Annotated in this window: 11 protein-coding genes and 1 tRNA gene; 7 read left to right on the top strand and 5 right to left on the bottom strand. The window is 43.4% G+C overall.

What is annotated here, in order from left to right; all coding sequences use genetic code 11:
* Nucleotides 1-47 precede the first annotated feature (47 nt).
* The 5 genes from ribH (at nucleotide 48) to V7K36_RS01280 (ending at nucleotide 4601) form a co-directional block, all read left to right on the top strand.
* A complete protein-coding gene (gene ribH / locus V7K36_RS01300) occupies nucleotides 48-626 on the top strand; it encodes a 6,7-dimethyl-8-ribityllumazine synthase (RefSeq protein ID WP_334827423.1) in 579 nt (192 codons plus the stop codon).
* 114 nt (nucleotides 627-740) lie between these two features.
* Nucleotides 741-812, top strand: a tRNA-Gly gene (locus V7K36_RS01295).
* A gap of 209 nt (nucleotides 813-1021) precedes the next feature.
* On the top strand, nucleotides 1022-1429 hold the full coding sequence (locus tag V7K36_RS01290) for a hypothetical protein (protein ID WP_334827425.1): 408 nt from the start codon (nucleotides 1022-1024) through the stop codon (nucleotides 1427-1429).
* A gap of 4 nt (nucleotides 1430-1433) precedes the next feature.
* The gene (locus V7K36_RS01285; protein ID WP_334944070.1) at nucleotides 1434-2699 is read left to right on the top strand and encodes a glutamate-5-semialdehyde dehydrogenase; all 1266 of its coding nucleotides are present in this window, start codon (nucleotides 1434-1436) and stop codon (nucleotides 2697-2699) included.
* 330 nt (nucleotides 2700-3029) lie between these two features.
* The gene (locus V7K36_RS01280) at nucleotides 3030-4601 is read left to right on the top strand and encodes an alkaline phosphatase D family protein (protein WP_335112518.1); all 1572 of its coding nucleotides are present in this window, start codon (nucleotides 3030-3032) and stop codon (nucleotides 4599-4601) included.
* A 481-nt stretch (nucleotides 4602-5082) separates the two neighbouring features.
* Here the strand turns inward: V7K36_RS01280 and V7K36_RS01275 are convergent, their stop codons facing one another.
* Nucleotides 5083-6267, bottom strand: coding sequence for an acyl-CoA dehydrogenase family protein (locus tag V7K36_RS01275; RefSeq protein WP_335112516.1), 1185 nt, complete (start codon nucleotides 6265-6267; stop codon nucleotides 5083-5085).
* Nucleotides 6268-7040: 773 nt separating this feature from the next.
* On the opposite strand from V7K36_RS01275, the gene V7K36_RS01270 reads away from it, so the two are divergent.
* Both V7K36_RS01270 and modA read left to right on the top strand, forming a co-directional pair.
* The gene (locus V7K36_RS01270; protein ID WP_335112514.1) at nucleotides 7041-8756 is read left to right on the top strand and encodes an iron uptake porin; all 1716 of its coding nucleotides are present in this window, start codon (nucleotides 7041-7043) and stop codon (nucleotides 8754-8756) included.
* A 588-nt stretch (nucleotides 8757-9344) separates the two neighbouring features.
* Nucleotides 9345-10250: a molybdate ABC transporter substrate-binding protein gene (gene modA / locus V7K36_RS01265; protein WP_335112512.1), complete on the top strand. Its 906-nt coding sequence runs from the start codon at nucleotides 9345-9347 to the stop codon at nucleotides 10248-10250.
* A 459-nt stretch (nucleotides 10251-10709) separates the two neighbouring features.
* On the opposite strand, the gene V7K36_RS01260 is transcribed toward modA, so the two are convergent.
* From V7K36_RS01260 to V7K36_RS01245, 4 genes are all read right to left on the bottom strand, one after another.
* Complete coding sequence (locus tag V7K36_RS01260; RefSeq protein WP_334827437.1) at nucleotides 10710-11762, bottom strand: hypothetical protein; 1053 nt, start codon at nucleotides 11760-11762, stop codon at nucleotides 10710-10712.
* Between the two features lie 271 nt (nucleotides 11763-12033).
* Entirely contained in the window at nucleotides 12034-13239 is a 1206-nt protein-coding gene (locus V7K36_RS01255; RefSeq protein WP_335112510.1) for an SfnB family sulfur acquisition oxidoreductase, read from the bottom strand.
* A 160-nt stretch (nucleotides 13240-13399) separates the two neighbouring features.
* Nucleotides 13400-13918 carry a hypothetical protein gene (locus tag V7K36_RS01250; protein WP_335112508.1) on the bottom strand — a complete coding sequence of 173 codons (519 nt, stop codon included), beginning with the start codon at nucleotides 13916-13918 and terminating at the stop codon, nucleotides 13400-13402.
* 11 nt (nucleotides 13919-13929) lie between these two features.
* Nucleotides 13930-15420 carry a sodium:solute symporter family transporter gene (locus V7K36_RS01245; protein WP_334827443.1) on the bottom strand — a complete coding sequence of 497 codons (1491 nt, stop codon included), beginning with the start codon at nucleotides 15418-15420 and terminating at the stop codon, nucleotides 13930-13932.
* Nucleotides 15421-15599 lie beyond the last annotated feature (179 nt).

Raw genomic sequence — 15599 nt, 5'->3', positions numbered from 1 at the left:
ATCAGAAATGTATATTGGCCAGAAATATAGTTAATTAAGAGGCAGTCATGGCAGTTTTCGAGGGAACTTTTACCCAAACGGAGCCTTTGCGGTTTGCAGTGGTGATTGGTCGATTCAATGACCTTGTTACCGGAAAGCTGCTAGAGGGATGTCAAGATTGCTTGAAACGCCACGGTGTAGACCCTAACCCCCACGGTAATCAGGTGGACTATGTTTGGGTTCCAGGAAGTTTTGAGGTACCTTTAGTAGCTCGCCAACTAGCACTTTCCCATCGTTATGATGCTGTAATTTGTCTAGGTGCAGTCATTCGAGGGCAAACACCCCATTTTGATTACGTATCTTCAGAAGTTTCTAAAGGCATTGCCGCCGCTAGCTTTCAAACTGGGGTGCCAGTAATTTTTGGCATTTTGACAGTAGATACTATGCAGCAAGCCTTAGAACGGGCAGGCATCAAAGGTAATCATGGCTGGGATTATGCCATGAATGCCCTAGAAATGGCAAGTCTGATGCGGCAACTGCGTTCTAACCTGGCAGAGCCATATTCTCGTAATAGCCAGTCTTTGCCGGCCTCTTTTCAAAGTGCCAGTGTCGGCAATTTAACTGCGGAGTCAGAAGAACTGGGCTAGGTTCGTCATTAGTCATTTGTGCTTTCTCCTTTGTTATTCACTAATGACTAATGACTAAATTAAGGGGTTGACAATTACAAATAAATCTGAGATATTAAGATATGGTTATGAATTGCGGGTATAGCTCAGTGGTAGAGCGTCACCTTGCCAAGGTGAATGTCGCGCGTTCGAATCGCGTTACCCGCTTCCAACTAAAACCTCTTGGATCTGAAAATTTCAAGGGGTTTAGTATTTTTAAGGTGCGTTGAAGTCTTCGTCGATTTGCGCTACACTCCTGTGAGCCGCTCCCAATGTGGACAGATTGATCAAAATAAAGAGAGAAGCCTCTAAGGCATTTACCAAAGGATTATATTCTCGCAGTTCGTTTAAAACACGCTCAAGTTATTAGAACGCTTGTGCAATCTCAAAAACCCGAAAAAATCGATTTCAATGCTGAATACCCCTGTCCCTGTCGTCGCCGGGGTCAGTTAATTCCGATTACGCTGACAGAAGCATTTGGTTGCGATCGCTGTCAGCAAATCTTTGTCGTAGAAGATAATGGTCATGTCCTAGAACAGCTTTCTACCACCTACCCCTACAAACGGGCTTGGCGTTGGATAGGAAATAGTTGGCATGTTGTCCATCCCCGCTTAGGAGAAAGCTATCTACCTATAGCGCTGGGCATTATTTTCGTGCTAGTGATTATATGGCTACCATTAGCACTGCGATTGGCAAATGGTTCCAGCATTATTGCTTGGGCAATGGTGGCGGTGCTGTTGGCTATCCTACCAGCACTAATGGTCTGGCTTACCTACAGACGTTAACTCAATGACTGTTGAAGTTTTGGATGATCACCCCGAACCGATTACTAGTGCCCAACGAGCCTATCAAGCTTCCCTAAAGTTGGGTAGCACAAAGGGAGCAGACCGGAGTCGTGCAGTACTGGCGATGGCACAAGCCCTTGAGCGCTCATTTGACGACATTCTAGAAGCCAACACCTTGGATTTAGAAGCCAGTCGGGAAATGGCAGTGCCAGAGTTGATATTGGACTGGCTGAAGCTGACTCCCACAAGGCTAGAGATGACAGTAGACATCTTACAACGGTTGGGGGAATTATCAGATCCGCTGCGGCGCGTCAGGACCGCTGATTATCAACTGGAAGATTCCCAAAGTTACACCCAATTAATGCCCTTGGGAGTGATTGGATTTATTTACGAAGCGTTTCCCGATTTAGCAGCGATCGCAGCGGGTTTTTGTATCAAAACTGGCAATTGTCTAATTCTCAAAGGCAGTACTGAAACTAGCCATTCTAACGCGGCGATCGCTGAGGTACTGCAAAATGCGATCGCCCAAGTTGGACTACCACCAGGTTGTGTAGAACTGATCACAGCAGAACATGGTGCTTCGATTCGTGATTTAGTTACCCAAGACCAGTACGTGAATCTAGTGATTCCCTACGGACGTTCTAGCTTAGTGCAGCAGGTAGTACGACAGTCAACTTGCCCAGTTTTAAAGTCAGCGATGGGTAACTGTTATCTCTACTGGTCGCCCAATAGCAGCTTAGAAATGGTGCGTTGGATGATTCTTGATAGCCATCAGAGCGAACCAGATCAAGTTAATGCCATTGAAAAGGTACTCATTCATCGCCAAGCCTTGCCATCATCAATAGCCGTTCTGTGGAACAGCTTGATGGAAAAAGGCTTTGAAATTAAAGGGGATGCAGAACTAGTAAAAGCCTTTCCCCAGTTGCAGCTGGTGAAGGAAGGTGAATGGGGAAACCCTTATTTAACTAGGACAGTAGCTTTTAAACTGGTGGATAGCTTAGAGATTGCGATCGCCTGGATTAATGAATACAGCAGTAGTCATGCCGACTCCATCGTTACTGAATCCTACCAGGAAAGTCGGCAGTTTGCTTTAGGAGTTAACAGTGCTTCTACCTACATCAACACTTCCCCGCGTTTTTCCCGTAACCCCTCGCGGGGAGATTCAGTGTTTCTCGGTATGTCTAACCAAAAAGGTCATCGTCGGGGATTTATCAGCCTAGAAACATTGACCACCGTCAAGCACATTGTTCAGGGAAATGGCAGGTTTTAAATAATTCGTAATTCGTAATTCGTAATTCGTAATTAGAAGAGGCTTTGACAAAAGTTTCTGTAGCGGCAGTTTTGTTTCAGTTGTGTCTAAATCCCCCAGTCCTAATGTCCAATACTTCTCTACGAGAGGCTGCGCCAACGGCAACGCTACTTCGACCCAACTCTTGGAGACGCTGCGCGTAGCTTGCTTCCCGAAGGGTATGGCAAAGCTCAGGGCAACGCGTCGCTCAGTACAAGTGCCCCAATTCAATTTTAAACTTAACAAAATCTTAATTTCTGCTTGATCCTGCTTTGATAGGTTCCTTGTATTTACATTTGGAAAGGGGTGAATATGGAACTTATGAATGGCGATAGCCTGCTAGCAAATCGATGCAGACGGCGGAGTTTTTTGTTGGGTGGAGGATTCTTAACGGGGTTAACAATCGCTAGCCAATGGCATCCGGTATTGGCTAACTCAAGGTTTTCTGGCTATCCGTTCAGTCTTGGTGTTGCCTCTGGTGATCCTTTGCCGGATGGTGTTGTTATCTGGACACGACTGGCTCCTAATCCACTTTCTGGAGGTGGAATGCCACTGGTAAATGTTCCAGTGCGGTGGCAAGTTGCCCTTGATGAAAACATGAGACAGGTGGTGCAGCGAGGAACAGTACTAGCGACACCAGAGTTTGCACACTCAGTCCACGTTGATGTCCGTGGGCTAGACCCTGAGCGTTGGTACTGGTATCAATTTCAAGCTGGTAGGGAAGTTAGCACTATTGGGCGGACTCGCACAGCACCGACATTTTATGGCTCTATCTCACAACTAAACTTTGCTTTTGTCTCCTGTCAAGACTGGCAAAATGGCTACTATACGGCTTATCGGCATTTGGCTGATGAAAACCTCGACCTTGTGGTTCATGTGGGTGATTACATCTACGAATACGGTCCACAATCCGGTGGGCCCCGCCAGCATAATAGTCCAGAAATTATCACTCTTGCTGACTACCGCGATCGCTACGCCCTCTACAAAAATGACCCAAATCTCCAAGCTGCTCATGCGGCTTTTCCCTGGATTGTCACTTGGGATGATCATGAAGTTGACAATAACTACGCCAACTTAATCCCCGAAGATAACCAAACCCAAGAGGCTTTTAAGAAACGCCGAGCTAATGCTTATCAGGCTTACTACGAACACATGCCTTTACGTCAGTCTTCATTACCCAAGGGTTCAGACGCACTGCTTTATCGGCGGTTGACTTTCGGTAATTTAGCTGAGTTCAACGTTCTAGATACGAGGCAGTACCGCACTAACCAACCTTGTGATGATGGACTTAAGCCTCGCTGCCCCCAAGCTTTTGATCCCAATGCTACCATGACCGGTTCAAAACAAGAGCAATGGTTACAAAAAGGCTTAGACCAATCGCGATCGCGCTGGAATGTGATTGCTCAACAGGTGATGTTTGCCCAATACAATTTTAATAGTAGTCCAGGTCCAGGTGTCTTCAATATGGATCAGTGGGACGGCTACGTGGCTGCACGTAATCGGCTCCTGAGTTTTCTAAACCAGTGTCAACCTTCTAATCCAGTGGTGATTAGCGGAGACATCCATTCTAGTTGGGTACACGACCTGAAGCTTGACTTTAATAACCCAAACTCAGCGACGGTAGGCACAGAGTTTGTAGGAACCTCAATTACCTCTGACTTTCCGACTGCATTTATCGCTCCAGTTCAAGCTGCCCTACATAATAATCCCCATACTAAGTTTTTTGACGGTGCTTACAGGGGATACGTTCGCTGCAACCTTACCCCAAAACGTTGGCAAAGTGACTACCGCGTTGTATCAAGCATCGTTGACTTGAATGCTTCTGTCAAAACCCTAGCTTCCTTTGTAGTCCAAAACGGACAACCAGGAGCACATCTAAGCTAACGTGAGTTCGACAAATCTTGTTTGACCTCTCCCCCAGCCCCTCGACCTTGGCGTCAGCCTGCCGTTAGGCAAGCCCAGAGGGGAGTAAAAAGCTTAATTTTTCGTTGCTCCTCCCTTTCCGTTTCGGAGACGGAGGCTGGGAGGGAGAGGTTCATCGAACTCACGTTAAGTTAAGCAAATCTCACAAGCAATCAACCAAACCCCTCAAATAGAATCTGGGGGGTTTCAATATAGGATGAAATATGACTTCGACATATTAGAACATCCGAATTTTGATGCTATTATCCCAGATTCTTCTGGTGTTCGGATATAGCAATCCTATCTGAGTTACCAAAACTACAAGAGACTTAAAAAAAGTTGGAGAATATGGGAAATTCAGGAGTAGTGTAGACTATTCAAGCTGCGAGCGTAGGCATAGCCCGTCGTAGACATCGCCTGTTAAAGGTTACAGTGAAATTTTCCTAAAACGGCAAGGGAAAAACTATGAATAAAAGTTGGGTTTTGGCAGTTGATCATTTAACGCCCAGTTTCCTATGTCTTGGATTTTGTAATCTACTGGATCGTGGAGAGTGAACGTGCGGAGATTACGCCAATAACGGTCAAAGCCATATTTTGCATTAGTAGCGCGTGCGCCCATAACTTCAAAGATCCGGTTGGTAATGTCTAAACCAACTTTAGTGGCCACGACTTTAGCAGTAGCGACACTGAGCGCACATTCTCCCCGTTGTTCTGCGGTAAGTGACCATTCCCGGTTCCAAGCTGCTTGTAGTAATTCTCCTGCTTGCTGAGTTAGATACACGGCTGCTTGGAGATCAACCCATATTTTGCCATAGTGCTGGAGGATGTAAGGATCTTTGGTTGCACTTTCTACACCTGATGTCAGCCAAGGTTTTGTATTCGTGCAAGTATATGTTTTAGCAGCTTCAAATGCTCCCTGTGCAATTCCCAGGTAGATATTAGCAAGATTCAATTGAGTTAAGCAGGCGCGAATAGTGGCGAACGGTTGACTTTCTTTGTCTCTACTACTAAGAATTTCGTCAGGATACACCAACACATTGTCAAAAGTAACACTACCACTGTCTGTTTGACGTTGCCCCATATTATCCCAATCATTATGAACAGTAACGCCTTGCCGTTGGGTGGGAATTACTACAATACTCAATTCACCAGTTTCTTGATGAGTGGCAGTGATCGGCAATATATCCGAGTCTTGAGAGCCAGAGCAAAAGCTTTTAATCCCGTTGAGCCGGAAATAATCATTTTCCGATGTCAGAGTAGTTCTTTTATCTAAAGGGTTGAGGGCATTGCACCAAAACCAATTATTGTGAATAGTTTCTGAGTAATATCGCTGTTTTTGCTCTGTCGAACCAAAGATATGAGGAATTACCACACCTAGATGGTGATAAGAAAAGACGTGAGCAATGGAGCTATCAACTTTGGCAAACTCGCGGGTAATTTGCAAGACGGTAATCCAGTTCTGTCCTAAACCACCGTATTCTGTGGGTACGATCAATTTAAGCAAGTTGCTTTGGCGCAAGCGATCGCGTTCATGCTTTGGTGTTCCCCCTTTTGCATCCCGTGCCACAGCAGTCTGGGCAAATTCCTTTGCTAAATACTTAGCTAGATCAAGATAATTTTGAGACTCTTTAGTTTCGATTAATTGCATCCCTTGCAACATCTCCTGTTAATCTTATTGTGAGGAGCAACTTTAACAATTCAAAATTCAAAATTAAAGACAATTTCAGACAGGATTTAAACCCTGACTGAAATTGAAGCTACGTGTAGACGTAGGGGTCTTAAACCCTTCGATTTCCGATAAATTTTGCTGGCACAACTTTAAATCTACAGTATTTTGATAAAATTACCGTATCGTAAATATATGATTGCACAATCTAACTAATAAGGCAAGTTCAAATCAAAATAATTTTGCTAAAGTTATGGGTTCTTAAAACAATCTCAAAAAATAGTTAATTGAGAGTCAAGCAAAAAACAACTTTTGAGAATAAATTTTCTTACCTACTTGTTTTTTAGGACTATATATGCAATATTATTAACTTAAATCCAATAATCTACTTTAAATTGATAGTTGTGTAGTAGTTTGAAATTAGTTGGCGATAAATTAAGATTATTCTGTAAAACTGCAATGTATTTTTTACAGATAGATAGACGTTCTCTTAGCAAATAGACCAATTTTTGCGGTGATTCTATTTGTGTAAAACAAGTCTTTTCTACACTTAAATATGCAGATGAAAACGCCAGAGATTCGCTGATACATCTGGTTATCTCTGGAAGTGTAGTGATATTAGTGAAAACTTTCGAGTGTTAAAGTAATTCAACATTTTCAGGGCTAGTAATGAATTTTTAGCTTGACAAATTACTGAAATATCTGATGGCTTTCACTAAATTTTTCAAATCAAAAATGGGAGGGGAGTGATAGAAATGTTCAATCGTTCATTTCATAATTTATTCATGGAATCGATGATTTTGGGTGCTACTTTGCTAGCTAGCACATCAGCTTATGCTGAAGACAGGAATTTAGTAGCTGTGACTGGGACTCAAACAAATATATCAACTGCCTTGGCGCAGCCCAACCCAGGCATCGCCAAGCGCCCTCTACGTCCCAACCAAACTTCACGTTTCGAGGACAATTCTTCGGAAACAACCATCGCACAAACGCCTAAAATTCCTGCAATCAATAGTGATGCAAGTGTTCCACAGACAAACAGTATGTCTCAGGTAACATCTGTATCTCAGTTTTCAGATGTGCAGCCAACTGATTGGGCGCTTCTTGCACTCCAGTCTTTAGTTGAGCGTTATGGATGTATTGCGGGCTATCCAAATAGCACTTATCGGGGAAACCGCGCCATCACTCGCTATGAATTTGCAGCCGGCTTAAATGCTTGTTTATCTCGGATAAACGAGCTGATTGGAACAGCTACATCTGACTTAGTTACTAAAGAAGACTTAACTACCCTACAAAGACTGCAAGCAGAATTTGCCACTGAACTAGCAACTCTACGGGGTCGAGTTGATAATTTAGAAGGTCGGACTGCGGAACTAGAAGCCAATCAGTTTTCAACAACAACAAAGCTTTCTGCGGAAGCTATCTTTGTAATTACGAATGCCTTCCAAGGTTCAGTTAATGGTGATAACACAGTTTTTCAAGATAGAGTTCGCCTCGTTTTCAAAACTAGCTTTACAGGTAAAGACACTCTAAATACTCGTCTAAGTACTGGAAACGCTACTATTTTGCAGCTTCCTGGTGGTTCAGCCGAGGGTTTGCAAACCTTCAATCTTGCTCCTAGTAACAACAACCTGTCCGTAGATTGGCTCTCTTACTATTTCCCCGTTGGCAACAAAATCGATGCTTATATAGGAGCCGTGAACGGAGTACTTTATGATTTTGTTCCTACTCTGAGTCCCTATCTCGATAGTGGCTCAGGAGGTGGTCGTGCTTTGACAGAATTTGCTTCCTCTAGTCCTATCTACCGTATTGGTGGTGGTGCAGGTGGAGGATTCAATTATCGATTCAGTGACCAATTGGTATTGAGCTTGGGTTACTTAGCAGGAGATCATGCCAGTCCTCAGCCAGATAGTGGTTTTTTTAATGGTCAATATAGCGCATTTGGACAAATAGCATGGAACCCTAACAAGAACTCTGGCATTGGTTTGACCTATGTAAATGCCTACCAAAATCGAGGAGGAATATTTGACCTGGGTAGTGGTTTTACACTTGTCGGAACAAAACAAGCCAATACTCCATTTGAGCGGACGATTACTAACTCCTACGGAGTAGAAGCTTTTTACAAATTCAGTCCTCAATTTACAGTCAATAGCTTCTTTGGCTACACTAACGCCAAAAATCTGACAGGTAGTGGTAGTGCAGATATTTGGTACTATGCTCTGGGATTGGCATTCCCAGATTTAGGTAAAGAAGGCAACCTTGGTGGTATTGTTGTGGGTGCAGAACCATATCGGGGTGGTAATCCAGCACCTGCAAACGATTTATCCTTACATATTGAAGGCTTTTACAAGTATCAGTTTACAGATAACATTGCCATCACCCCTGGCGTAATTTGGATAACGGCTCCTGGTCAAAACGATGACAATCAGGATGCAGTAATTGGCACTGTGAGAACAACTTTCACCTTTTAGATAATCAGCAAAGGTGCAAAGAACAATTCATAGATAAATTCAGCTGAATTTATCTATGAAATTCTAAAATTGAGTGTTGAAAACCTGACGGGACGACACCAGTCGCTCACAAAACCTGAGTTCGACGTAAGAAAAAGTCTGAGAAGTAGACAGAGTAGAGCTTATAGCAATATAAGTCCATTTAAGTTTATATCAATAAGCTCCGATAAATGAGAATATATGTATTGATGCCTATATATTCCGTGAGCAACTTGAAACCACTCGACCCAGTTAATCTCTGCTTATCAATCCGAAAAGCTACAACCCGCATTCTGGCGTTGACTAGTAAAACCTTACAAGCTTTATTACAACAGTATAAGTACATAGATTATTGTATTTTCTCTATAAAGATGCTTGGTAAATAGTTGTAATTCCTTCGACATCAAAGTACCTTATAAATACTGAATTATCAAAGATTGCTTCCCAGCTACGACTTCTTGTTACCCTATTTTCTGGCTAGAGTGAAAAGCAAACTTTCAATGCTGGGTGCAAGATTTGGAATTTCAAAAATTGTAGTAACTCGCACATTAACTCTACAGGAAGTATTTCGTGAATAGAAGGTACAAATTAGCACTAGCAACTGCTAGCATTGCTTTGGCTTTTGGTGTAATCCCAGCTAAACCAGCGCAAGCTGCCACACTTAGTGGTCCGATTTACATCGATGCTGCTGCCAGCTTAACCGACACCCTACCCCTGGTTGAGACACTTTACCAGAAAAGCAACCCCAACGTCACCTTTATCAATAACTTTGGGGCTTCTGGCACTCTCGCTAATCAAATCCTAACGGGAACAAATCCAAATCCAGCAGTAGATATCTTCTTCTCAGTATCCCAAGCACCGTTAGATATTCTGCAATCTGCCAACAAACTAATAGAAGGAACCAGGCAAGACATACTAAACAACACCTTGGCTATAATCACGCCGATAAACTCAACCATATCTATATCAAGCGTTCAAGACCTATTAAATGTGCGTCAAGTGGTTATTGGTAATCCTGCGTTTGTTCCAGCAGGAGTATTCGCCCAGCAATTATTTACCAATTCCGGGATATCGCAGCAAATCCAACCCAAACTTGTCTTCGGCACGAGTGTGCGTGATGTACTATCATTAGTGTCAACCGATACCACTGATACTATAGATGCGGGCGTTGTTTACACCACAGATGCTCTAACAGCACTTGATAAAGTCAAAATTGCATACACTCCGCCTATCAACGCTTACTCTCCGATTGTTTATGGCTCTGCTGTACTACAACAAACTCAAAACCTAGACGCAGCTAGGGACTTCAACTCCTTTCTGCGCAGCTCTCAAGCGTTACCTGTGTTTCAGGCATCTGGATTCTCGGCTATCCCCGAACCCATGACTACTGGTGGCTCAATAGCAGCTGGTATAGTCGGCCTGATGATGAAGCGAAAGGTAAAGGCAAAAGCCAAAGCGAAAGCAGCAGTGAATTAAAGCTTTTTGGCTGTATTCTCAATCAAAATTGAACTCATAACTGCAAACGGCAATCAACCCAGGTATAATCCTGACTTTTCACGGGATGTGAAAAGTCAGAATTACTTTGGAAGCACCGGGGCAACTGTTCGGCATGAGGACAGGAAGAAATTACGTTCCCTTTCAAAGAGCGATTACCTTTAGCACTGTCTCTTGAATAATCTCCCCAAAGTCGTCTGTATGAAGTAGTGATAATGATTGTTCTCGGTTGCTATTTTTAGATAATGCAAAGTTTTGCATTAATCCAAGAAACTACATTAATGCAACAGCTTAGGCGGCGAACTGTCTGAATTATTCAGCTTTTGAGCAGTCTATAAAATAGCGATCGCTTCCTTTATTTTCCGATCCAGGAAAAAGTGAGTCGAACAGACTGCTCTATTTATTTACTCAGAGAGAGCAGAGACAGCAACATCACAACTATTAACGCTCATCACGATTGAGGCTCAGGGGTTGCCGTTCTTCAACTAGTGGCGGCACATCCTGCCAAAGGCTAATTCCGTCGTATAATCCCGGAGCCATTAAAAATACTTGAACCCAAAGGATATTGAACCACCAGTAAAGCCCTTGGATAATATTTTCCTGACCTACCAGGGATACTGTCACTAAGTAAAACAACACCGAAATTATTAAACTAGCAACAGATGCAACGATACCTTTTGTGGGCTGTGATAGCTCCGTGAAGGGCCACATATTGAATTGCCAAACAAATCCTAAACCAACTGTTGTCCAAATTGCAGCAAAGGTTGGGCCTGTCGTTGTTGTAAACAAATCTAGTCCTAACTGTTTGAGGAACAATTCTGTAATCAAAGTGAGTAACAAAACAATACCTGTATGGAGTAACCCCAAACGTGGCATTCCTAGTTCCAATTTGTTTAAAGGCCAACGTTCAAAGAAACTGCCGAACACTGTCGAACAAGGATACCAATACCAAGGAATGTAAAACGGTTGAAGTCCCCACATTTGTGGCAAAAAGGTGAGTGCAGGGGCAATAAAAAAGATAGCAAAAAAGATATTGATAAAACCGCTTACTGGATGCCAGTTGCGTACTTCCTCAGTGGTGACAATTGTGTTGTCAAAGAAGAACAAACTGGCGGCGGCTGCAATGATTGCTGTTTGTCCCCACAAACCAACAGGTGTATCAGTGAGAATTGCTTTTGCAGAAATTAACTTCCAAGCTTCTCCAGTTATATAAACTAGCGCTAACAGCACTACTAAATTCACTGTTCCTCGTCCAAATCGGGTAGAGGAAAAGCGAGAACCCGGATAGCCGTTGAGGGAAAAACCTAGATGCCACCACCAGACGAAGCATATAGTGATGTAAGTCAACTTTGTTCCCACATTTAGCTGAATAATTTGACCAAAGATGAGTTCAAAAATATAGCTAATGACAGCAATTACAGGAATAAAAAGTAGTCCCTTAAATGGCTGGCTTTTCCAAATGCTCCGCCTCTGGGTTGGGTTTGCAACGCTCATAGTATCAACTTAAATAATGTTGAATTGATTAGGGGCAAAGCATTGGGGTAAATATTCCCTGCGAATGCCCCAGCGAATTTTAGATTTTAAATTTTGGATTGAAGATTCAAAATTTAAAAAGGTCTGAGAGTAAGCAAATTCATTTGTGAAATCAATCCAAAATCTACGATTCTTTATTCAAGTCACTGCATTAATGCATGGGGTCAATCTAAAATCTAAAATCTAAAATCCAAAATCCAAAACTGATTGACCCCAATAGAGAATGCGACAATTACAGCCAAGGATGGCGTGGGGGGTAGACACCATTGAGGAAGTAGTTACCAACAGCGTAATATTTCCAACGGACGGGATCGTGGAGTGTGTGAGCGCGAGCATTTCGCCAGTGGCGATTGTAGTTGAATTGCTCCAATGTGGACTTAGTACCTGCTAGTTCAAACAACTTGTTGGTAGCTAGTAATGCTGCTTCGGTAGCAAAGGCTTTAGCTTCCGCAACTGCGATTGATGCTTCCACTACCTTGGGTTCTTCTAAACCTGATTCGTTGGCGATGTCGAGAAACTCACCTGCACGTCGTAGCAATGCTTCAGCAGCGTGAACCTGAATTTGGACATTGCCTAAGTTATAGAGCGTCAGAGGGTCTTCGTATCCTTTTTCTAAATTGCTGTCAACCCAAGGGCGGGTATGGTTGCGGACAAAGTAGATGGTGTCACGAACTGCGGCTTTAGCAATCCCCACGTCTACGGCGGCTTGGATGATTTGCGCGATCGCACCCATTGGTGTTGCCCTCTCAAAGGCTAAGTAGTGCGGAATGACGTGTTCTGCCTTCACTTTCACATTTTCAATAATGGTAGTGCCGCTAGCAGTGGTACGCTGTCCGAAGCTCGTCCAGTCATCAAGTAGCGTCAATCCGGCGGCATCTCTTTCGACAAATGCCACCACTGTCTTAGCATCTTGACTAGCAATCACGGGAACCCAATCAGCTAGTAATGCCCCGGCGGAGTAATATTTACGTCCGTTGAGTACGAAGTCAGAACCATCTGGTTCTAACTTTGTCTGGACATCAGTAACAGACTTAGTGCCAATTTCTGAGAAGGCATTACCAAAGCGCTTACCTTGTAGAGCTAAATCAAAGAAGAACTTCTTCTGCTCATCTGTACCATCCAAGCGAACTGCTTCCACCATGTAGAGGTGGTTTTGGGGAATTTGACCGAGGCTAGAGTCTGCTTCGGAGATGATTTTTATGACTTCTGCTAAAGTGACATTAGATACAAAAGCCCCACCATACTCTTTAGGAACTGTGATCCCCCACAATCCGCTCTGGGAGAACTTTTGGACTTCCTCAGCAGGCAAACGCCGATTTTGGTCGCGCTCTGAGTCTCCCTTGGCAAACTCAGCTGCTAGTTCGTGAGCGATCGCGATCGCTTCTTGGTCATCCTGAATAATATGTGCCTTCTGTTCTGTATTAATTACTGATGTCATGGTATAATACCTTGATTTTGATTGAGTAATTGATAATTACCAGTGCTATTTGATCAGCACATCCCATCTTGAAGGATGGACATCTTGTCCATTAATGGTTTGAGATGGGCAAGATGGCCATCCTTCAAAACACTTATGGCTCCTTGAGATACTGACTTGCTTATCCTCGAATTGCTTGTCGATCTGCTTTGGATGCAAGGACTTTTTTGTACCGTTTGAGGTCAAGTTCCATTGCCACAATCGGAACTATTGGGCCAAGTAAGCAAATAATTGGCCCAAGATACAAGAATCCCCAGCCAAACCCATAGGAAGCAATAATCAACGCAGAAATAACAACCAAGAAAAATGCTCCAAATCCCAATATCTTGTTTGCGGTTGATTCGTTGTCATCGTCTTCATCTAGGTCTTGATCATCAAGCCCATAGGTCTTAGAAGCATAGGTCAGAACAAAATACATTGCCCTGAGATAAAAGATAGTGATAGTGGCACCAATGACTGCGGTAATAATTGTTTCTAGGGAATATGGGCTATTGGTGGCAGGGCTACCAGCACTAGCAGAAGTTTGAGCATGACAAAGTTGTGCATAAAGAACTGTTAACACCGTACCCAGGATGAAAAACCCAATCCTTTTAGTAATGCCCTGCCATCTAAAAGGTATAACTGTCAACATATTGTCCATAATCAAATAGGTTATTTAGCGTTAGATTCAGATAAATCATGAGCCTGCTTCAGCTTGCTGTAATCAAAACGTTCGGAATTAGTGGCAGCAATGATGATTGGAACTACTGCACTGACAACAACTACGGTATATGTGCTAATCTCTTCTCCTAGAGTCAGGAGGGTGATCACCCCAGCAATTAACCCGCTAATTGTGCCTGCTGTAAATGCAGTTGCATTCATCTTTGTCCAAATAATTGAGAGAATTAGCGGCACAAGCACGGCGGCTCGAATCACAGAGGTTCCCAAAACTAAGGTCACTAAATCGATTCCAGATAGTACAACCGATATCGAAATCAAGGCCGCGATGACCATAGAAATCCGAGTCCAGGCAAAAAGCGATCGCTCGGAAATATTGGGAAATAAGGGCTTAATTACGTCTACAGCCGAAACGGAACTCACAGCCGCGAGTGTGCCATCACAGGTTGAGTAGCAGGCAGAAAGGACGATAATCACGAACAGATAAATCACCCAACTTGGTAATCCCAAGTGCGAGACAAGAAAAGGCCCCAAGGCTGCGGGATCTCCTCCCAAATCTTTTACTAAATCTACCTTCAGAGCAATTCCTGCTAGCCCAATTACTCCTAAACACAGAGCAATTGGATAGTAAAGCGCACCTCCCCAGAAAAAAGTCTTACCTAGTTCTTTTTCTCGAATACCCCAGGCGACTTGCCAGAATTCTTGACCGGCGATGGTTGCTGTAATCAATGCCAAGCAGAATGTTAAGCCAAAACTCTGGAACGCATCGGGTCGAGTGACGGAAAGTAAACCATTACCATTACTCTCCACAGCCTGCCATATTGCTTGTAGACCGCCAACTTGCCCAACTACTGCCGCAGTGACTAAGACTGAGGGTACCATAATTAGTAAGCACATCAGTGTGGAAGTTGACATAGAAGCCCACAGTCCACCCAACATGATGTAGCACAGAATGACAAAAGATGCGATCGCCGCCACAACTCCCTCATTCATCCCAAAAATCGTTGCCACCATCAGGGAAGCACCTTTCAAATTCACCGTCACAATCTGCACAGCCCCAAAAAGGATACCTGCAACTACGACAATCCGAGCTAACTTAGCACCGCCATAACGCACAGATACAAATTCACTAATGGTGTAGCCATGAGGCATCAGTCTTCTGAGCTTTTTAGCGAATGGAATTACAGCAACGACAGATAAACCATTGGGTACTGTAAACCACCACAGTCCCGATAGTCCATATTTGTACGTCACACCAATCGGCAATAAAATACCAATTACCCATGTCCAGACCGAAAGCAAACCCGCAATCCCAAACCCTAAACCCAATTTGCGACCCGCAATCACAAAATCATGGGTGTTCCTCACAAGTTTCCACTTCGCATAGTAGGCGACAATCAACATTGTCAGCCCCATTCCAATTAACGTGATTAAGCCTTCTGTCTGACCAAGGGATGCACTTGCCGTTAGGGTAATTCCTAGCATTACTTTCTCTCCTTTTATTTGTTTCTCTTTTACCGAGAGAATGAAATTGCTTTAGTTATTAAGGTCATGGCATTAATGCTAAATAAGAGAGATAATTGAGAACACTATTTTCGACACCTAAACCACATCTATTTTGAGAACCATAGTTTTTGAAAGTAGTGGAAGCATCTTGCTCCATG

This window comes from Nostoc sp. (assembly GCF_036919555.1).
Classification (GTDB): Bacteria; Cyanobacteriota; Cyanobacteriia; order Cyanobacteriales; family Nostocaceae; genus Nostoc.
Note: the sequence above shows the minus strand (reverse complement) of the source record. Positions and strands in the feature narration are given on the sequence as shown.